This window comes from Nostoc mirabile CHAB5784, assembly GCF_020829645.1.
Taxonomy (GTDB): Bacteria; Cyanobacteriota; Cyanobacteriia; order Cyanobacteriales; family Nostocaceae; genus Nostoc; species Nostoc mirabile.
Window position 1 is genome coordinate 85252 of record NZ_JAIVFS010000020.1, and the last position, 21419, is coordinate 106670.

13 protein-coding genes are annotated in these 21419 nt (G+C 41.6%); 11 read left to right on the forward strand and 2 right to left on the reverse strand.

Translation table 11 applies throughout. The features are described 5' to 3' along the window. Positions 1-76 precede the first annotated feature (76 nt). Together LC653_RS15430 and LC653_RS15435 are read right to left on the reverse strand one after the other, a co-directional pair. Complete coding sequence (locus LC653_RS15430) at positions 77-3205, reverse strand: leucine-rich repeat domain-containing protein (protein WP_229495305.1); 3129 nt, start codon at positions 3203-3205, stop codon at positions 77-79. Between the two features lie 737 nt (positions 3206-3942). Next, complete coding sequence (locus LC653_RS15435; RefSeq protein ID WP_229495306.1) at positions 3943-4572, reverse strand: DUF4126 domain-containing protein; 630 nt, start codon at positions 4570-4572, stop codon at positions 3943-3945. 963 nt (positions 4573-5535) lie between these two features. On the opposite strand from LC653_RS15435, the gene metH reads away from it, so the two are divergent. The 11 genes from metH to LC653_RS15485 all read left to right on the forward strand — a co-directional run bounded on the left by metH (position 5536) and on the right by LC653_RS15485 (position 21408). Beyond that, a complete protein-coding gene (metH, locus tag LC653_RS15440) occupies positions 5536-9063 on the forward strand; it encodes a methionine synthase (RefSeq protein WP_229495307.1) in 3528 nt (1175 codons plus the stop codon). Between the two features lie 171 nt (positions 9064-9234). After that, on the forward strand, positions 9235-9414 hold the full coding sequence (locus LC653_RS46230) for a DUF559 domain-containing protein (RefSeq protein WP_267923072.1): 180 nt from the start codon (positions 9235-9237) through the stop codon (positions 9412-9414). Between the two features lie 59 nt (positions 9415-9473). Beyond that, positions 9474-9707 carry an endonuclease domain-containing protein gene (locus tag LC653_RS46235; RefSeq protein ID WP_267923073.1) on the forward strand — a complete coding sequence of 78 codons (234 nt, stop codon included), beginning with the start codon at positions 9474-9476 and terminating at the stop codon, positions 9705-9707. A 588-nt stretch (positions 9708-10295) separates the two neighbouring features. Next, positions 10296-14813, forward strand: coding sequence for a hormogonium polysaccharide biosynthesis protein HpsA (gene hpsA / locus LC653_RS15450; protein ID WP_229495308.1), 4518 nt, complete (start codon positions 10296-10298; stop codon positions 14811-14813). A 29-nt stretch (positions 14814-14842) separates the two neighbouring features. Then, positions 14843-15529 carry a hormogonium polysaccharide secretion pseudopilin HpsB gene (hpsB, locus tag LC653_RS15455; RefSeq protein WP_229495309.1) on the forward strand — a complete coding sequence of 229 codons (687 nt, stop codon included), beginning with the start codon at positions 14843-14845 and terminating at the stop codon, positions 15527-15529. Positions 15530-15833: 304 nt separating this feature from the next. Next, on the forward strand, positions 15834-16841 hold the full coding sequence (gene hpsC, locus LC653_RS15460) for a hormogonium polysaccharide secretion pseudopilin HpsC (protein ID WP_229495310.1): 1008 nt from the start codon (positions 15834-15836) through the stop codon (positions 16839-16841). 37 nt (positions 16842-16878) lie between these two features. Then, on the forward strand, positions 16879-17547 hold the full coding sequence (locus tag LC653_RS15465) for a pilus assembly FimT family protein (protein WP_229495311.1): 669 nt from the start codon (positions 16879-16881) through the stop codon (positions 17545-17547). 184 nt (positions 17548-17731) lie between these two features. Next, on the forward strand, positions 17732-18691 hold the full coding sequence (gene hpsE / locus LC653_RS15470) for a hormogonium polysaccharide biosynthesis glycosyltransferase HpsE (protein WP_229495312.1): 960 nt from the start codon (positions 17732-17734) through the stop codon (positions 18689-18691). A gap of 21 nt (positions 18692-18712) precedes the next feature. Next, positions 18713-19705, forward strand: coding sequence for a hormogonium polysaccharide biosynthesis glycosyltransferase HpsE (hpsE, locus tag LC653_RS15475; protein WP_229495313.1), 993 nt, complete (start codon positions 18713-18715; stop codon positions 19703-19705). Position 19706: 1 nt separating this feature from the next. Then, a complete protein-coding gene (locus LC653_RS15480) occupies positions 19707-20786 on the forward strand; it encodes a glycosyltransferase (RefSeq protein ID WP_229495314.1) in 1080 nt (359 codons plus the stop codon). Beyond that, positions 20752-21408: a pilus assembly FimT family protein gene (locus LC653_RS15485; RefSeq protein ID WP_229495315.1), complete on the forward strand. Its 657-nt coding sequence runs from the start codon at positions 20752-20754 to the stop codon at positions 21406-21408. The genes LC653_RS15480 and LC653_RS15485 overlap by 35 nt, the downstream gene beginning before the upstream one ends. Positions 21409-21419 lie beyond the last annotated feature (11 nt).

The following is a 21419-nucleotide window of genomic DNA, read 5'->3' on the forward strand; positions in this document are numbered from 1 at the left end:
CATTGCTAGTGCTTGAGCGAATAGTTGATGAATTGTGTCTCTACAATTCAAGATCGCAATCTCAAATCTAAAATGGTTAGCGTTTATACTTTGATGCGTGGTGTTCGCATAGCCATAGGTAATGTCCCTCTGGAGTCAAGATATTCTTTAATCCACCCCAGTGCTGCTGTGGATCTTTTTCTTCTAAAAGTTGACGCAAGGCACGCAAAGCTGCACCATCAGCGCGTTCTGGATCTAAATCTTCACCTCTAGCAATTTTGTTTGCTAATTCTAAATCTTCAGATTGTTTGAGTTCAGGTAATTTTGCTGCTAGTTCTTTGGTGAATTCGAGATCATTTTTAAAGACTTTTTCAAATTCTTGTTCGTTTACCAAACTTACAAACGGCCCTACTATGGGTGCAGCATATTTCAAGATTCGGAATAACCTACCAAGATAGGGTGCTGTTACTCTCAGCCATTTGGCAGGTTCATTTATTTCATATAAACCGCCTTCTTGGGTGGGATGCCAACAGCCCGGTGCTTGACAATAAAGTTGTAATTCTAATTTCTGTCCAGTTAGATTCTTTTGCCAAGCTTTAGCGCCACGGGGACGCAGCACAAAGACATTGGGACAGTGAGAATCGATTTTTGCTTGTTCGCGGCGGAATGCATTGGTAAATTCCCGTTGCGCCAGTTCTCGGAGATTTTTAAATTCATCGAGAATTACTGCTTGTCCGTCAACAACTGTGTCAACAACTGTTTTTTCTAACTGGTCAATGCGTTCTAGCACAGCATTTTCGGTATTCCAGTTTAAGCCATATAAGAGTTCTGGCACTGATACATCTTCCATAGCTTCTGGACATTCAATTGTTTTTTTCTTTTTTTCCCAGCGTTGCGATAGTTGTTTATAGTCAAATTCGTGAGTACATGGTTGACCATTATGACCAAGACATGAGATTGTGCGTTTAATATCTAATCCGGGAAACCTGGCGAGAGTGACTTCCATGCCATCTCGAAGCAGGACAAAGAAATTCAGTGGGTTAGGGCCTCGCACTGTTAATTTAATATAGCGATCGCTTTTAACAGCTTCCACTAATGCTAAATGTTGTTCTTGCTCATAAGTAAATAAAACACCGTTACGCCAATGAATGCCAGTTGTGAAGCGGTGTTGACGCGCAATAAACCAAGTGGGAATCCCCGCAGGAATGGTATTGAGTTGAAATTTCATCGAAATTTCAAGGCACTCACCTGCTTGTTTAATTTGCTGCCATTTGTGTTCATAATTAGGCGGGTCGAGGGGCAAACGTTCCACCACCAGACTGAGATCCCGGTTTTCTTGAGTGCGGTAGGAAAGGTCAAAACGCTCCATGAGGTGCAAAAAGTGATCCCGCATTGATGGCTCTAGGTCGCGCCAAAGTTGATTCATTTCCTGACGGGTGAAAATGCCCAAGCGATCGCTTACGTCTTTGCTTTCCAAAACTTTGCTGATATATTCAGTTACCCACTCTGGCTTGAGGATAACGGTATCGTTAAGTTCTTCGTTGTCTTGGAAGTAGAGAATTTCACCTAATTCATGCAGCCATCGCGCCAGCACTTCCTTGCTGATGTCAACAACTTGGGAGTTAGCCATGATGTTCCACAACTGCTGCGGTGTAATGTATTGTTTTAGTTGGGTACGGATGACATTGGCAGCATCTAGCCAGGTAGTAGGCCAGATTTCACCCATCAAAGGCAACTTAGCGGCTGATTCTGCAATTCCTTGCCGAAGTTTTTCAATGCCATTGCTGCTTTTAGAGCTAATTTTACAATGTTCGATAATCTGGGGGTACTTGTCGCGTAACTCTTTGAGGGGAAGGTCTGCATCTCGCTCATCGATGTGGGTGGCGACGAGTAAAATCGGAGATTCCGGGGCTAAGGCTTTGATAGTATCCAGCCAGTAATAGAGTTTACCTTGCTCAAATCCCAGTCGGGCATTCCAGGCGAGTAAGAATAGAGAGCGGTTGGTGAGGAAGAATTGATGGGTAGCGTGATAGATTTCCTGTCCGCCAAAATCCCAGGTGTTCAGCTGCATGGTGACTGCTTGCGTGGGATGGGTTAATTCCAGGGATTTAATTTCAATGCCGTGGGTGGTGGATTCCTGGGTGTCGAACTCTTCACCGCGCAATGCTCTTAATAACGATGTTTTACCCACACCTCCTTCACCGACGACCAGCAGTTTAGAAACCCACTGCTGTTGGCTACCCTCTAACCTTTCTCGAAGATAGGTCAAAATTGCCTGTGTTCCCTGCTCGACAATTTCAGGTGGTGGCGAGGTTAATGGATTGTTATCGAGGTATAGCTCAGTCAGGCTGGAGAGTTGGCTGAATTCTGGCGGCAGGCTGCTGAGTTGATTGTTACGGAGGGATAGCGTTGTCAGGCTGGAGAGTTGGCTGAATTCTGGCGGCAGGCTGCTGAGTTGATTGTTACGGAGGGATAGCGTTGTCAGGCTGGAGAGTTGGCTGAATTCTGGCGGCAGGCTGCTGAGTTGATTGTTATAGAGGTATAGCGTTGTCAGGCTGGAGAGTTGGCTGAATTCTGGCGGCAGGCTGCTGAGTTGATTGTTATCGAGGTATAGTGTTGTCAGGCTGGAGAGTTGGCTGAATTCTGGCGGCAGGCTGCTGAGTTGATTGTTATCGAGGTATAGTGTTGTCAGGCTGGAGAGTTGGCTGAATTCTGGCGGCAGGCTGCTGAGTTGATTGTTACGGAGGGATAGCGTTGTCAGGCTGGAGAGTTGACTGAATTCTGGCGGCAGGCTGCTGAGTTGATTGTTATCGAGGTATAGCTCAGTCAGGCTGGAGAGTTGACTGAATTCTGGCGGCAGGCTGCTGAGTTGATTGTTATCGAGGTATAGCTCAGTCAGGCTGGAGAGTTGGCTGAATTCTGGCGGCAGGCTGCTGAGTTGATTGTTATCGAGGTATAGCTCAGTCAGGCTGGAGAGTTGGCTGAATTCTGGCGGCAGGCTGCTGAGTTGATTGTTATCGAGGGATAGCTCAGTCAGGCTGGAGAGTTGGCTGATTTCTGGCGGCAGGCTGCTGAGTTGATTGTGATTGAGGTTTAGCGTTGTCAGGCTGGAGAGTTGGCTGATTTCTGGCGGCAGGCTGCTGAGTTGATTGTGATTGAGGTTTAGCTCCGTTGCCTTTTCCCTGACAGCTTGTTCAATAATTTGCAACAGTTCTTCGTTTGTCACCTGCAAACCTCACTAACTTTGTAGTGATATTTACTAAAGTAGTATATCGCAACTAAGCATTAGAGACCGGATTAGTGTGTTCATGTGCACAAAAACGGCTGTCATGTTTAAATTAGCAGGGTGCGTAGGCGTAGCCCGTCGTAAACATCGCTAACCTCGCAATAATATTCACTCATTCACGAGTATCAAAGACTCGTCGGCGAGTATCAAAGACTCGTCGGCGAGTATCAAAGACTCGTTCACGAGTATAAAAGACTCGTCGGCGAGTATCAAAGACTCATTCACGAGTATCAAAGACTCATTAACGGAGTTCAAAGACTCGCTCACGAGTATAAAAGACTCGTCGGCGAGTATCAAAGACTCGTTCACGAGTATTAAAGACTCATCGGCGAGTATTAAAGACTCGTTCACGAGTATCAAAGACTCGTTCACGAGTATTAAAGACTCGTTCACGAGTATCAAAGGTGCGTTACGCTTTCGCGCCCATTCCCAACAACCGCCTCAGAATGAATTCTGAGGCTAATAGCTAAAGTCTTCTAAAGAAGACTGAGAAGCGGTTTTAGTCCACTTTAGTGGAGTTTTGCTATTAGCCTGGAACTTTGAGTTCCAGGCGGGTTAGGTAGCAATACGATTCTCCTTAACTTTCGCGCTAACACGTCTTACGACTACGATCGCTTTATAATTGCGATGTCTACGACGGGCTATTCGGCGTCGCAGCTATGAAACTCCATAAGTACTTATCCCAATTCTCTTGATGGAGAGACGGTTTCGTTAGTTTGAGAAGATGGTTTATTGAAGAAGAAATTCCAAATTCTTTGAATAGCTATTATTAGAAAACCAATCACAATCACTCCTGCTACCACTGGGAAAGCTAGCGCCAGCACAGACAGTCCGATTGCAATGACCAACTCAATGGTTGACACAACTGGATTGGTTAATCCACCTGAAACGCCAGTAGAACTTATCCGCAATGTATTCGTTAATCCCTGAGTTAATCCTGCGGTTCCACCACCAGCAATTAAAGCTAACGTCCATTGCACAAGTGGATTCATCTCTGGAGCAACAGATGCTGTTACGATTGTCCCGGCGATAAATGCCGCAGGAGTGGCAACAATATCTAGCAGATGATCCAACCAAGGAATGTAATAACCGATAATTTCTAGTAAACAAGCGACTGCAAATACAATTACAGCTTGAGGTGTTTCCAGCCAATCAAAGTTAGTCGGCAAATCAAAATGTCCAAAAACTGAAGCCACACTCAATGCTAGCAGTGGTACAAATACTCGAAAGCCAGCCGCCGCGCTCAAACTAATCCCCAATAATAATTCAATAAATGTATTTAGATTGAACAAAGAATTTAAATCCATAGTAAGACTCAAGTTATACTCCTGGTGTTTTTTCCATCTTTGAGCTGAACGGAGTAACAACTCTAAGCTGTGATCCCAAGATAAGAAACTTGGCGAAAATATTTCATCCTACTATGTGTAGAATTCAGTGAAACCCCACCTGTGTCAATATTGCGTAGGTTTTGCCTAAAAAATAACTCCAATGTAGGTTGCGTTGAAGAACAAAACCCAACATTTTCAGGGCTTTGTTGGGTTTCACGACCTTCAACCCCTCCCCGCAAGCGGGCTACAGTGTACGCACAAGTCGAAAAATTCTCTACCCACATTTTTGTCAGAGTGAAACTGTCACACTCACCGACATCCCGCCCAGAACTGAAGTTCAGCGGCTCATAGCTAAAGTCCACTAAGCGTAGACTGAATTGATCATTTAGGGACTTCCAAATAAAAAATATCCCAAAACTGACACAAAAATTCTCTCTATTTTTTCTCTCTCTGTGTTCTCTGCGTCTGGAGTGGTAGCCTGCGGCAAGCCGATGCAGCGTCTACGTTTTTTTGGATAATTTATTTCTTGAAAATCCCTTAGTCCACTAAGCGTGGACTTTAGCTATCAGACTCGGAATTCATTCCGAGGCGGGATAGAAACGCAGTGCGAGATTTTTTAACAAAGATATGGCTGCGGCAACACCTGTGTGTACACCCCACTCCCAACCCCTCCCCGCAAGCGGGGAGGGGAGACAAAGCGTAGCTTTGGCGGGGTGGGGTTCTTCGAGTTTAATTAAGCAATCAAGCGGACATGATATGAGGACGCTTTTGCATAATTTTGTCATCGCCAACCTTGAGAAATCAGGTCAAAATGAGCGGATGGTGAGTTTCAGCAAAACAGACTTTATTAAAACGTGCCGAAAATATCACAATCTTGGAAAATAATAAAGTAAGTCGAGTATCACATGACTCACTTGATTTCCTCATTTATTCTAGGAAAATATGACTCATCCTTTCCTTGAACGCCTGCGTAGTCCAGATAGCCCAGTCCTCGTCTTCGACGGGGCGATGGGAACCAACTTACAAACCCAAAACCTGACTGCTGAAGACTTCGGCGGCCCACAGTATGAAGGTTGTAACGAATACTTAGTCCACACGAAACCTGAAGCTGTCGCTAAGGTTCACCGAGACTTTCTCGCTGCTGGTGCAGACGTAATTGAAACCGATACCTTTGGCAGTACGTCCCTGGTGCTGGCAGAATATGACTTGGCAAACCAAGCCTATTACCTCAGCAAGACAGCCGCAGAATTGGCGAAGCGTGTGGCTGCGGAATTTTCCACGCCAGAAAAACCCCGGTTTGTGGCTGGTTCCATCGGCCCCACAACGAAACTCCCTACCTTGGGACATATTGACTTTGACACCATGAAAGCTACCTTTGCCGAACAAGCAGAAGCGCTATGGGATGGTGGTGTCGATTTATTTCTGGTGGAGACTTGCCAAGATGTGCTGCAAATTAAGGCGGCGCTGAATGCCATTGAAGAAGTGTTTGCCAAAAAAGGCGATCGCCGTCCGTTGATGGTGTCTGTGACAATGGAAAGCATGGGCACAATGTTGGTTGGTTCAGAAATCAGCGCTGTGCTGACAATTCTGGAACATTACCCAATTGACATTCTCGGTCTAAACTGTGCCACAGGCCCAGACTTGATGAAACCACATATCAAGTATCTGGCAGAACATTCGCCTTTCATCGTTTCCTGTATTCCCAACGCGGGTTTACCTGAGAACGTCGGCGGTCAAGCGCACTACCGCCTGACACCGTTGGAATTACGGATGTCATTGATGCACTTTGTTGAAGATTTGGGTGTCCAAGTGATTGGGGGTTGCTGTGGGACGCGTCCAGAACACATTCAACAATTGGCAGAACTTGCCAAAGACCTGAAGCCAAAAGTTAGACATCCTAGTTTAGAACCAGCAGCAGCATCAATTTACACCACTCAGCCCTACGACCAAGATAATTCCTTTTTGATTGTTGGCGAACGTCTTAACGCCAGTGGTTCCAAGAAGTGCCGCGATTTGCTAAATGCCGAAGATTGGGATGGACTCGTTTCAATGGCGAGGGCGCAAGTAAAAGAAGGCGCACATATCCTCGATGTCAACGTCGATTATGTGGGACGCGACGGTGTACGGGATATGCACGAATTAGTTTCGCGCATTGTTAATAATGTGACATTGCCTTTAATGCTTGACTCCACCGAATGGGAAAAGATGGAGGCGGGTTTAAAGGTTGCCGGTGGTAAGTGTTTGCTGAATTCCACCAACTACGAAGATGGGGAACCCCGCTTTTTGAAAGTGCTGGAGTTAGCGAAAAAATACGGTGCTGGTGTAATCATTGGTACTATCGATGAAGATGGGATGGCGCGGACAGCAGACAAAAAGTTTGCGATTGCACAACGCGCATACCGTCAAGCTGTAGAATATGGCATACCACCCACAGAAATATTCTTTGATACCTTAGCGTTACCAATTTCCACCGGGATTGAAGAAGACCGAGAAAACGGTAAAGCCACAATTGAATCCATTCGGCGCATTCGTGAAGGATTGCCTGGATGTCATGTGATTTTGGGTGTTTCCAATATTTCCTTTGGTTTGAATCCAGCCTCGCGGATGGTACTGAACTCAGTGTTTTTGCACGAAGCAACGACGGCGGGAATGGATGCAGCCATTGTCAGTGCTAACAAAATTTTACCGCTCTCTAAGATTGAGGCACGCCATCAAGAAATTTGTCGCCAGTTGATTTATGATCAGCGGAAGTTTGAGGGTAATGCTTGCGTTTACGATCCTTTGGGAGAGCTTACCACAGAGTTTGCTGGGGTGACAACAAAACGCGATCGCTCCTTAGATGAAAGTCTCCCCATCCCAGAACGCCTCAAACGTCACATCATCGACGGTGAACGCATAGGCTTAGAAGAACATCTGAAAAAAGCCTTAGAAGAACATCCCCCCTTAGAAATTATCAACACCTTCCTGCTAGATGGCATGAAAGTTGTCGGGGAATTGTTCGGTTCTGGACAAATGCAACTACCCTTCGTCTTGCAATCTGCGGAAACCATGAAAGCGGCTGTTGCCTTTCTAGAACCGTTCATGGAAAAATCAGAATCAGGCAACAATGCCAAGGGAACCTTTATCATTGCCACAGTAAAAGGCGATGTCCACGACATTGGTAAAAACTTGGTAGATATAATCTTGTCCAACAATGGTTACAAGGTGATTAACCTGGGAATTAAACAGCCAGTGGAAAACATCATCAACGCTTACGAACAGCACAAAGCTGATTGTATAGCCATGAGTGGTTTGCTGGTAAAATCCACCGCCTTTATGAAAGAGAACTTGGAGGTATTCAACGAAAAGGGAATTAGTGTCCCCGTCATATTAGGTGGTGCGGCGTTGACTCCCAAGTTTGTGCATGAAGATTGCCAAAAAACCTACAAAGGTAAAGTTGTTTATGGCAAAGATGCCTTTTCTGACTTGCACTTCATGGATAAATTAATGCCAGCAAAAGCTGCTGGTAACTGGGAAGATTTGCAGGGATTTTTGGATGAAGTCGAAACTGCTGAACTTTCGACCAATGGTCACAAAGAACCAAAAGCTACAACTGCTGAAGAAACATCTACTGAACCAAAAGAAGTAGATACAAGACGTTCGGACGCAGTGGCGATAGATATTGAACGTCCGACACCGCCTTTCTGGGGAACGCAGTTATTGCAGCCTAGTGATATTCCCATCGAAGAAATATTCTGGCACTTGGATTTACAAGCTTTAGTTGCTGGACAGTGGCAATTCCGCAAACCAAAGGAACAATCTAAGGAAGAATATCAAGCTTTCTTAGCTGAGAAAGTGTACCCAATTTTAGAAACTTGGAAACACCGGATTATTGAAGAGAATTTGTTGCATCCCCAGGTGATTTATGGGTATTTCCCTTGTCAATCTGAGGGGAATTCTCTACATATATATGACTCAGAAAACCAATCACAACAGGTTGCAACTTTCGAGTTTCCCAGACAGAAGTCTTTAAGGCGGTTGTGCATAGCAGATTTCTTTGCACCGAAGGAGTCGGGAATTATTGATGTCTTCCCGATGCAGGCGGTGACTGTAGGGGAGATTGCCACAGAGTTCGCCCAAAAGCTGTTTGCCAATAATCAATATACAGATTATCTGTATTTTCACGGCATGGCAGTGCAGGTGGCAGAGGCTGTGGCTGAATGGACACACGCCAGAATCCGCCGAGAGTTAGGTTTTACTGCTGAAGAACCCGACAATATTCGGGATATATTAGCACAACGCTATCGTGGCTCACGGTATAGCTTTGGTTATCCAGCTTGCCCAAATATCCAAGACCAATACAAGCAACTTGAGTTATTGCAGACTGACAGAATTAACTTGTATATGGATGAAAGTGAACAACTTTATCCAGAACAATCTACCACTGCAATTATTGCTTACCACCCATTAGCAAAATACTTTAGCGCTTAATCCATATCTCCTTCCCCTCTCCTTAATAAGGAGAGGGGTGCCCGAAGGGCGGGGTGAAGTTATTATATTGTGAGCAATTCAATCAAGGCGGGATAAACATTTATAGTTATCGCTTGGCCTCACCCTAAACCTCTCCTGATAAAGGAAAGGGGGCTGGAATCGTAAATAAAAATGACTAAACTTTATAACAAAAGTAGTGAAATATATAAAAGGCGACTATTACGCCAAAATATAACAAAAGCCGAGAAACTTATTTGGGATAAAATCAGAGATAGACAGTTGGAAAACTGTAAATTTCGCCGACAATATAGTGTAGATAATACCAATTTGAAAAAAGAATGCGACAAATAGACCATTTGTAGAGACGCGATTCATCGCGTCTTTACCCAACGATGTGTTGCAATCATCAATTGAAATGGTATAAGTTTGTTATAGATTTTTATAGTTGTGAATTTAAGTTAGCTATAGAAATTGATGGCGAAAGCAATTTTCAGGAAGGTGCTGCTGAATATGATAAGGCAAGGCAAGAATTTATTAAATCAGCAGGAATTAAATTTATTAGATTTACGAATAATGATGTGTATGCTAATTTGTCTGGGGTGCTGGAAAGTATTGTTCAGAATATACGAAATTTAAGGGGATAGTAGTTGAACCTCACCCCCAGCCCCGCTGCTTATGAAAAGAGCTACGGTCTACACACAAGTCTCTCTCGACGAAATTTACGGTTTATCGAATGGCTCAAGAAAAGCTCACCCTGGTTATGGTATGCAAAACCTGTCCCTCTTCTTAATAAGGAGAGGGATTAAAGTCAAGATAGGCTGAGGTTCCGACAGTATTGCACCGAAGTTAGAACCCCTATATCTGATTATTTTGCACCCAACTGATATCTTTCCTTTAACAGATGGGTATTATAAGCTTACTCTCTTAACAACATCTTCATAAATTTGCTTTTAGATAAAATACATTTACGCAAATTTACTGTGAAGTTCTGCTCTTACCTTTATCGGGCTTTAATTAAATAATTCTCAAAAAATCAGTATTTACCGGATAAAATGAACAATTAATAAATGGTATAAATTTAATAAATTCTCTTTTGTTGTAGCTACTTTATTTGGAAGTTAGTCAAACAAGATGCAGTAATTAAATATAACCTCAACTTATGCCTACAAAAAACTTTACAGGCATAGTTAAGGATGTTTATAAAAATAAAAACACTTGACAGGGAAGCAGCTATGTCTCGGAAAAATCAGCCAGTCAAGGCAATTAAAAAAACCTTTAAACAAATTAGCAAGCAGTTGTTATCGGCAATTAACAGGCAAATAATTTGGCTCCTGCGGACTGTTTTCGGCACTCGAAGAAGACGCGGCTCGGAGAATGCTGGGTTTTTGTTGCCGACAGTGGCGATGGTAAGTTTAGTAGTCGTGCTGTTAACAACTGCAATTTTATTTCGCTCTTTTGAACGCTCCAAAAATGCTAGTAATGTCCGGGTCAATGAAGCTGTATTTAACGCCGCAGCACCAGCTATTGACAGAGCTAGAGCGAAATTAGACAAACTATTTAATGACCCCAAACTCCCACGAGCCACACCTTCAGATATAGCTTTGGAGAGTACTTTAACAAATTCTTTGAAGGAATATACTTTTGGGGATGAAACTCAACTAAATCTGAATTATACCGGTCAAACAGCACTACAAACTGCCTGGATGTTCCCCATTGATACAGATAACAATGGGAAATTTGACAGCTATACTCTTTATGGAATTTACTTCCGAAATCCGCCTATAAGTAGTGGCACATACAGCCGCGCTAGAAATCCTCTAGAGGCCAGAACTCCGCCCATGACCTCTGGTAGTATAAGCAACGGTTGTGAAGATACTCTGGGAACAAGTGCTACTTTGGTAGGGAGTACAGGCTGGTTTAATATTGCTAGTAAGCTCAAAAAAAGCTTTTTTGTCTACACTGCTAATGTTCCAATCACTAACACTAACCCACCTACAAATTACGAAGCTTTCAAAGGAAATAAAGGCTTTTCAGGTTTAGAATATCAACAAGACCGTGTACAATTACCGCTAGTTAACAATGCGGTGGTTTTTGACGATGATATACAACTTACCCCCGGCCCGGCATTTAACCTAAATGGACGGATTTTAACTAATAGTAACTTCCTGACTGGTAGCGGTTTTCAATATGTTACACTTTATCAGATTAGTAGTAAAAATTCCTGTTTTTACGATGATGACAATGCCAAAATTATTGTAGGTGGCAATTTATCAGGAGGCGGTTTCACCGCTGATGGTGATTTTAACAACACTACTGGAGTGCATTTATTCCAAGGACAAGGAATTGATCCTACCCAAACTCTTGGTGTTAAAGATAACAAATCAATAACTGAAACACCGAAGAATATTGCTTATAATAGCCTAGCTTATGTAGAGCGCATCAATCTCTTAGTGCAAAAGCAGATAACTAACGCTCCATCTACTGACCCACAGGAAGTCAAAGATGGTATTACACAGCAACTAGAAGTATTAAATCTAACTACATCTACTGTCACTACAACGCAACAAACTACTATCCGTAATAACCAGCTAGGACTTTACTTTAAAAAACGTACCCGTCGTGTACCCTATGCTGAAGTTCCTTTTGGTGTAAATGGAACAGGAACTTATACTATTAATAGTACTACATTGCTACAAGGAAGTGGTGACTCACTGCGTCCACCAGACACTTGGGTTTATCCTTTTGATCCTAGTGATGGTCAAACTAAAACTAATTATTCCAATTTAACACTTAACATTAATAATTCTAAGCTATTACCTAGTGCTACAGAAACAAGTAAGCAGCAACAACTGGGTAAAGAACAATACGTTGGCGATCGCATTTTGCTTGGTAACAACCTACCTGCATTATGGTGGAATGAGACGACATTTATTGGCTCAGATAGCACAGATACCCAAAATCTTACAAATATTAACTGGGACGATGGAACTGGAACTCGCAATCGCCGCAGTCGTGTACAGCAACTAGCTGATTTAGGAACTGTTGAGCGAGATGGAGACTGGGAATCAGCTGCTGCTACAGTGCCAACTACTCCCCAAGATCCTGTGGGTGGCTTACGGGTAGTCACTGGTGCAGGGATTTATTTGCCTCACAATTACACTGTTAGTAGTCCCAAAGCTGATTTAGACACGGCGGCGGCGGCTACAAATAGAATTTGGTCAGATATGATGCCCGTGCCTAATAGTATTGGCATTAATGGTGATAAATCAATCCAAGATACCCAAAATAGCAATATAGTATTACCCAATACTAGTTATACGCCGTATTTACGGATGCGGGCTACAGCAGTTTATCACTACCAAGCTAGTGGCTACAATGCGGCAACCCCTACACCCATTGCTTGTATAAGTAGTTTCTACGACCCTACAAACAGCACTAAAGCTACTAACCTTGCTGCTCTTCCATATAACAATACGGGTGGTAATTCCCATAATGGTATTGTCTATGCAGCTCCAACAAAGGCTGTTTCTGACTATTCAGATTTACTAAACTACCAAGCTAGTTTAAGGTATCCCAATGGTCGGTTGGTAAATGAAGTACTAAGTACCGCTCTGTCAAAAATAGCTTCCTCTAAGACACTGATACTCTCAGAGCAGTCTGCTATTCATACTGCTATTTGTGCCATCCAAATATTAGACGGTACTATCGGCAATCCAGATGCTACTGTCATCCCTCACGGCGCAATTTACGAAACTGCTTTTTTAGATGCGAGACAGATTAAGGCAATTCATAAAGATGCATCAACAGCTGGTGTAGAAACATTCACCAACCGTGATGGTGTAAACGGAGATGGAACTACTGGGACAATAGCAAACGTACCAGATCCATCTGCTGGTTCCTCGGCTCCAGACTATGAACTCGCCAAAGAAACCCGCCAGCCCCTGGAAATTCGCGCCACTGTATTAGATATTAATAAGTTGCGGACAACAACTTATGGCACAGCAACAATACAAGAATACTTAATTCCCAATAGCGGTATTATTTACGCTACTCGTGATGATGCACTTTTGGATTTAAGTGCCAGTTCTAGTAGTGGCACAGATGCACAAAAAACAAGTAGCCCTGTAGACTTCAAGCTTGACCCAACTCGCCGTCCCAACGCCATCATGTTAATCAATGGCAACCCAATCTGGCGTGTTCAGGGTTACAGAGATGCAGAAAAAGGCTTGATTTTAGCCTCTAACTTGCCTGTATATATTAAAGGCGATTTTAATAAACATACCGGAGAAGAGTTTAATACAGCTCTAGCTAGTGATTTGGGCAATTTCTACTCTCGCACTGCATCAGACCGTAATAAAAACTTTGCTTGTCGTAGTGGTGACGCTAGACTACCAAACTGTACCACTGGGGACGAATGGCGACCTGCCAGCGTGTTGTCAGATGCCATCACACTTCTTTCTAATAACTTCACGTTAGGCTACCGCAGCGATGGAGACTATGACCTAAATAATAACTTGGGTGATACTAATTCCATTACCGCATTTCAAAACAATGGGTTTGCTACCAACAACGCTAATGTCGTCAATGCTTCCTGGTATGGTACTGACGGCTTGCCCAAAGACCTTGATGGTAATACAACTAATGGTATGCAAGGTAGTTCTTACCTCAATAACTTTGTTACACCCATCCAGCGAAGGAAAAATGCCCCAGAGTATTTAATGGAGGTCTGTCCGAAACTGCCTGTTTCAGCTTGCGATCCGGGTACTGATTGGTATGTAACAGTACCCGCTGATGGTGGTCTAAAAGCCTCTGATATTCCTAACGCTACTGTCAGTTTTTCTCTTGCTACCCATAAAGCAGGTACAACTGTACAATTACCGACTGATTCTAAATATCTAGGCTATCCTCGACGTGTTGCCTTTCTCCGTAATGCATCTGGAGTACTGACGGTTGATGGTAATAAACCAACCATTATAGGTATCAAGAGTGGCGCAATAACTCAATTTCCATTGAGTAGTTTTGATACTAATAGACCAGATTCCAAAGATAATGCTCTATGGTTCCGAACAACTGCTACTAATGACGATACTAAACCGCCAAAGGTTACTCTAAGCTCAGATCCAAGCGCTCATCAACCAATTTTATCGCCAGTTTTACAAATTCAAGTGGCTTTTGGCACTGATGAAAATGCATCACCAACATCAATTAGCAGAATAGGCCCTAGTAATACACAGGATAGTAACTGGATACAACATGCAAAAAGTACCACCTTTAACTTAGCCGCAGCAGGCGGAGACACCCCAGCTCGTCCTACAGAAGATAATGGTGGTTTACACAACTTTGTCCGCCTTTTGGAAAATTGGAACCCAACTGGCGACCTAAACGCAGCTATTCCAGCTATAATTAATGGCTCTTTTATCCAAAGAACTCGTAGTGTCTATGCTACTGCACCATTTGTAGCATACTTAAGTTCTGGCTCATCTATCGCACCATATCCGATCGCTAATGCTAGTGGTCAAGTACCTTTTTATCAAGCTCCTAAACGGCAGTGGGGTTACGATGTTGGCTTGCTGTCGCAATCACCAGACGCATTTTCGCAAAAGTTAGCGATAACACCAGATGACAAACCCAATGAATACTTCCGGGAAGTTGGTCGAGATGATGCATGGGTGCAAACATTGTTGTGTGCCAAAAAAGTCTCCGACAGTAGTTATGCCGTCGATGCCGATCAACGTCCTAGCTGTAGTTAATCTTTAATTCCTAGAAAGGGTGAGTAACTATGATTAAGCACAAACAACAGCAAGTAAGTCAACTATGTGATGAGTCTGGTTTCACGATCATTGAGTCGTTGGTAGCAATGCTACTAGTTACTATTTTACTAGCAGCGATCGCACCTACCATCGTCATTGCAACAGCAACTCGCGTCCAATCAAAACGCGTAGAACAAGCCACACAAGCTGCAAGAAGTTTCATTGACGGTGTAAAAACGGGAGCAGTGACAGCCCCTACTACCACTACTGCACCCGATGGAACATTAGCTGGCAATTTACTTAACACAAATATGCCACCTCCTACATCATCAACATCGTTATATTGCGTGACAAAAAACGCAAGCAACAACCTAATTATTAGTACAACAGCCTGTACAAACATCCTATTTTACATTCAGGCTAAAACAATTACAGTAACCACAAGCACCCCAATTGATAGCACAGGTATACCAAAGGATGGTTATCGTCTAGGAATTCGGATTTATCGGTCAGATATTGACTTTACTAAACCTATCTATCCTAGCGACAGTAGTAACCGAAAAACACAAAACACTTTCACTGGAACTTTGGGCGATCGTCAATCCCCATTAGTGGAAATGACCACTGAAATTGGTTCTAGAAATACTTCCTTCAATGCTCTGTGTCAGCGTCTTGCTATTACTAGCAGCACTACTAGTAACAGCACTTGTAATTAATTCCTGTGCAGTGAGGTTGGAAGCTGACTTTTCACGTTATGTGGATGGAAAACCAACGTGAAATCTAATCCCTTAGCCCCTTTCTCTACAAGGAAAGGGGGGAAAATTCAAAGCCTCTCTCCTTTTAGGAGAGAGGTTTGGAGAGAGGTTTTCCAGATCCCGTGAAAAGCCAGGATTGTAAAGATATAACTTTCAAGACGGTGATCATTCTATAACCGTAATGGTTAACATTCTGAATATATAGTATACCAGTACACCACCATTCACTAGATGTATTTCTATTACTAAGAAGCAGACCGTAGTTATGAAGAATGTATTCAGATTTATTCTCAGCATTCAGCTGAAACACTCTAAGTTTGTTCAGCAAGTTCATGGTTTTACCCTGATAGAACTTTTGGTAGCCTTATTGCTGGCATTCCTTGTGATTACACCACTGCTAGGATTCATGGTTAATATTCTCAGTACAGATCAGAAGGAGCAAGCAAAAGCAAATTCTGAACAAGAAATCCAGACAGCAGTTAATTACATTGCCAATGATTTACAACAAGCTGTCTACATATATGATCAAACTGCACTGACTACCAATTCAAACACTGTCCCAGCAAGCTCAGGAATTCAAGACCAAATACCACCTGTTAAAAAAGCTGGTGTTTGCGATTCTTCTGATACTACTGTTACTTGTAAACCAATTCTCGTATTTTGGAAACGTAAGTTTCTCCAAGATGGGGTTATACTTTCCAGCAGCACTACAACAGATACAAAAGATGATACTTTTGTTTACTCACTAGTTGCCTACTATTTAATCAAAGATAGTAATACTACTTGGTCAAAAGCGGCTCGTATTGCCAGATTTGAAATTAGTGATGGAGTTCTGGCTCCTGGCGGTGTCAGTTGTGGTACTGACTATCCCAATGATAAATATATTAACCTCACCAACTGCCCCGATAAAGGTTTTCAGCGTTTTAACCTGAATTTACCAGGTGCCGCAGGTATAAAAAATCAAATGAATTCATGGAAAACAGCCTCGTCAGCTTACACTCAACAACCTTTAGTATTAATTGATTTTATTGATCAAACTTCTATTGGTTCAACAACTCTTACTTGCCCCACTGGAACAACACTTAACTCAGGTAGTTTTATGGGCTTTTATACTTGCGTTGATGTTGCCAACACGACAGCACAGGTGTTTTTACGAGGCAATGCACTAGCTCGGTTGCAAAATAGCAATTTCGATTACTCTTCAAATAACCAAACTTACTTTCCGACAGCAAGTGTCCGCGTGCAGGGACGTGGATATTTATATAGTAAATAAACTTCAGAATAAACAACACAACTAATAGTGGGGCATTATGGGCAACCTAACTTTAAAGTTATTCCACACTAGGATGTGTAATAAAAATACCAAAGAGCGATTTCATTTTCAAGACGATGCTGGTTTTACTTTAATAGAAGTGATCGTAGTAGCGCTAATGATCGGAATTTTAGCAGCGATCGCAGCACCTAGTTGGGTTGCCTTTGTAAATAGACAGAAGGTAAATAAAGCTAACGACGCCGTTTTAGCCGCACTGCAAGAAGCACAGCGCGAAGCTAAAAACAAAAAACTTAGCTATAGTGTCAGTTTTCAGAAAAACAACACAACCCAAAATGTAGAGGTTGCTATTTATCGTACCGATGCTGTAATTAGCACATGGACATGGAAACCTTTAGGGGCGGATGTAGGCGTTAGCTCTGATCAATTTTTGCTAGGTACAAATCTCAGTGGCGAAAACACTGCTGCTTCATCTGTATCCTACACTTTAAGTGCATCAAAAAAAATTACCTTTGACTATATGGGGGCTTTACCCAATGCAAGCTTTGGAACAGCTATAGCCCCTTCGACAGAGCCACCTGGGTTAAAAATAGTGGTAGCTGTACTAAGTTCTGCAAATTCTACATCGCCTAGTAGTGTAAAACGATGCGTCATTGTGAAAACTCTTTTAGGATCATTGCTCACAGCAAAAGACAATGAATGCAGTTAAGCTTATGTAGTAATCTTTATTTAAAGATACGTGATAGTACTGTATATAAAACTGCACATTGATTGCAAAATTAAAACATTAGGTGCAGTTTTAATGTTTGATAAATTTATTTAAGAATCGCTGATAAATTAGCCATTGGCTGAACATATTAAAAGCGTCCTAATCAAAATATTCCTTTTGTCAAATGACTGAAAACCTTGATTTTACTGTAGCTATCCCAACTTATAACGGTGAAAGTCGTTTACCTGAACTACTAGAACGGCTACAAAAACAACTTCACACCGAAAATTTATCTTGGGAAATTATAGTTGTAGACAACAACAGCACTGATAACACAGCTAAAGTTGTTGAAACCTATCAACAAAATTGGCAGTGTCCTTACCCTTTAAAGTATTGCTTTGAAGCAAAACAAGGAGCAGCTTATGCTAGAAAAAGGGCAATTGCAGAAGCTAAAGGTAGATTAATAGGTTTTCTAGATGATGACAACTACCCAGTATCAAATTGGGTATCCGCAGCTTATGCTTTTGGTGAAAAGTATCTCAAGGCGGGAGCTTATGCCAGCCAAATTCATCCTGACTGGGAAGTAGAACCACCAGAAAACTTTCAGCGAATTGCTCCATTCTTGGCAATTACAGAGCGAGGTAATTTACCGCTATTATATGAAGCAGCTAAAAAATTACTACCCCCATCTGCCGGACTTGTTGTCCGTAAACAAGCCTGGTTAGAAAGTGTACCAGATAATCCTATTTTAACTGGCAGAGTTAAAGGCAATATGCTTACCAGTGAAGACTTAGAAATGTTGTCTTACATCCAAAAATCAGGATGGGAGATTTGGTATAACCCTGAAATGGAAGTTTTTCATAAAATACCAAGCTTCCGGTTACAAAAAGACTATCTAATTCCATTTTTTAGAGGTATTGGACTTAGCCGTTATGTAACTAGAATGGTAAATATAAAACAGGTCTATAGACCTGTTGCTCTTTTAACTTATATGATAAATGACCTGCGTAAAATTGTTTTACATTTACTCAAATATCGAACTAAGCTAAAGCAAGATTTAGTACTTGCTTGCGAAATGGAACTTTTTTTAAGTAGTTTCCTTAGCCCTTTTTATCTTTGGAAAAATGGATATTTTAAGAAATAAATTATCAAAATATTAGATATTATGACTGAATTAGCCGTTAAAAATTTAGATGTTAGCGTAGCCATTCCTGCATATAATGGGGCAACTCGCTTACCTAAAATTTTAGATAAACTCTTAAGCCAGACAGGAGTAGAACAACTTAGCTGGGAAATTATTATTGTAGATAACAATAGTTCTGATAACACATCTGAAATCATCCAGAAATACCAAAAAATATATGATGGAAACTGTCATTTAAGATATTTTTTAGAAACCGAACAGGGAGCAGCATTTGCACGACTGAGGGCAGTACGTGAAGCAAGAGGGGAGCTAATCGCATTTTTAGATGATGATAACTTACCTGCTCCTGATTGGTTATCAGAAGCATATAGCTTTGGATTAGAGCATCCTCAAGCAGGTGCTTGGAGTGGACAGATTCATGGTGATTTTGAAGTAAAGCCGCCAGAAAACTTTGAAAGAATTCAAGCTTTCTTAGCTATCAGAGAACATGGCTCAAATCCACATTTATTTGATGCAGATAATTTAAGGCTTCCTCCTGGTGCAGCGCTTGTTGTCAGGAAAAAAGCATGGCGTGAAAATGTACCACAACGACCTAATTTAAGTGGTAAATTACCCGGTATTTTGGTGCAGGGTGATGACTATGAACCATTACTTTATATACATTATGCAGGCTGGCAAATTTGGTATAACCCTGCTATGCATACTTATCATCAAATACCACATTGGCGACTTGAGAGAGATTATCTCCTAACTTTGGCCCGCGGCTGTGGGTTGTGTATTTTCCAGCTACGCTTGATAAATACTAAAAAGTGGCAAAAACCGATAGTTTTTGTGAAAACTATCTTAGGGAATTTACGCCGAGTATTACAGCATCTCATTCAGTATAGAGGGCAATTTAAAAATAATCTAATTCCCATTTTTGAGATGGAGTTTTATTTGGCTAGTATGATGAGTCCTTTTTACTACTTTAAATGTAATTTAGACAGAGTATTAAAAAATAAAATAGCTCAATAGAATGATTAAATCTACGAGCAGAAAATTGCCAAAAATTTCTGTAATCATCCCTGCTTATAATAGTGAAAAAACTATTAAGCATACAATTAAATCTGTTTTAAATCAAACTTTTTCTGACCTAGAATTAATTGTAATTAATGATGGTTCGCAAGATTCAACAATAGAAGTTATTGCAGAAATTCAAGACTCACTAATAAAAGTATTTTCTTACCCTAATGCTGGCGGGAATGTCAGCCGTAACCGAGGTCTACACCTTGCAGTTGGAGAATTTGTTAGTTTCTTAGATGCAGATGATCTTTGGACACCTGATAAACTTCAGTCTCAGTTAAAGGCTCTGCAAGAAAATGTTACTGCGAAAGTTGCTTACAGTTGGACTGATTATATTGATGAAAATGGTGAATTCATACTTTCAGGCAAGCGCGTTAATTTAAATGGAAATGTTTATGAAAGTTTGTTAATAAATAACTTCCTAGAGAATGGTTCCAATCCTTTAATTTGTAGAAAAGCTTTAATTAAATTAGGTGGCTTTGACGAATCTCTAAGTGCGGCTCAGGATTGGGATATGTGGCTGCGATTAGCTTCTAAGTTTGATTTTATATGTGTGCCATCTGTACAAATCTTATATCGTATAAGTGCTAATTCTGTTTCTTCCAATCTTGTCAGACAGGAAAAATCCTGCCTGCAAGTGCTTGAAAAAGCTTACAAGGAAAGACCCTCTCTAGGAGATGCTACGCGAACGACACTAAAGCATAGTTGGAATATGAGCCTAGCAAATTTATACAAATACTTGACCTGCAAAGCGCTACAAAAGCCATTTAACAGAAAAAAAGGTTTAGCAGCTGCTATATTTTTGTGGAAGTATTTTCTTTATGACCCTTCAAGACTTCAGAATATAAATTTCACCTTAAAACTGTCATTGAAAATTGTCATAGTCCTTATAGTACCTACCTTGCTAGACAGTATTACTAACCAGCGCGAAGTAAGAAGGCAAAAAGCTGAAACATTGCTCAACGACTGGGTAGTTGAAAAGCGATCAGAAGACAAAAATGGATATCCGGGTGCAGTTACCGTTTCTAGTTAATTCAAAAAATATCTTGAATAAGGATTCCAGTAGTGGTTTTACACTATTAGAAACTTTAGTAGTTGTTTCATTAATTGGTATATTAGCCACGCTGGCAATACCTAACTGGCTGGCTTTTGTGGAAACTCGCCGTCTCAACACTGCCCAAAACCAAGTTTACCTTGCTATGCACCAAGCTCGAAGCCAAGCCACCAAGGAAAAATTAACTAGGCAAGCCAGTTTTCGCATACAAAATGGTGTCGTGCAATGGGCAGTTCATCAAGCAGAAACAGGACAATTCATTCCTGATGCTGTTAAAAACAATAGCAGCCTATGGTATAACCTTGACGCAAGTACTCGCATTGATGAAGAGGAAAATAATAAAGGAAAAAAAGAAACAACTTTACGAAAACAGACTTCACAGCAAGTATGGCGAGTTTTATTTAACTACCAAGGTTGTCCTATCTATGAAGTTGGAGATGAGTGTATTAACACATCACTAAGAACACTTGGACAGATAACTCTATACAGCCAAAATAATGTAAAGACTAAGCGTTGCGTCTATGTCTCTACGATTTTAGGGGCAATAAAAACTGGAAAATCTCATCTCAGAGCCAACGAAAACGACAAGTATTGCTATTAAGATATTTTTAG